The 615-nt window shown below is 43.7% G+C and carries 1 protein-coding gene; it reads left to right on the top strand.

Features of this window, described 5'->3' with window-relative positions; translation table 11 throughout:
* Window positions 1-50 precede the first annotated feature (50 nt).
* Window positions 51-615, top strand: a 565-nt coding sequence (bamD, locus tag ACS8FD_RS22155) for an outer membrane protein assembly factor BamD (RefSeq protein WP_439277450.1), incomplete at its 3' end; no start/stop codon positions are given.

Here is a 615-nt window from a genome sequence, read left to right as displayed (position 1 = left end):
TTAGTACGATAGCGTCACCGCTATTGTGCGCCTTGTGCCGGAGAAGAAGTATGCGCCCTATTGGCAACACCTTTATCAAAATCTCGTCAGTAACCTTGCTTGCTCTAAGTGTAAACTTGGTTGGCTGTCAGACTTTTAAAAATCTGACGAATACAGACAGTGACGCGGTCGAAACCGCTGAAAAATCAGAGCAAGATTACTATAACGATGCTATTACTCAGATTGATAAAGGCCGCTACATACAGGCGATTGAGGATCTGACCAGTTTACGTACTTTTTACCCGACGGGACAATATGCTGAACAAGCACTCCTTGATATTATGTATGCTCAATATGCAAGTGGTAGCTTTGAGACAGCGGCAGCAAGTGCAGATCGTTTCATCAATCTCTATCCTGCTAACCCGCAAGTAAGCTACGCATATTACGTACGCGGTGTGGCCAATATGCAAGGCTCATCTGAGGGTATTAAGCTGTTCAAAATGGATCAATCTGAGCGCGATACTGCCTATTTACGTATTGCCTTTGCCAATTTTCAAGAGTTGATTAATAAATACCCTAACAGCCCATATGCGCCAGACGCAGCGCAGCGTATGACTTTTATTTACAATCAGTTTG

The organism is Psychrobacter sp. 1U2, assembly GCF_051847575.1.
The sequence above is the reverse complement of the archived record's forward strand: the minus strand, read 5'-3'. Positions and strand labels throughout refer to the sequence as shown.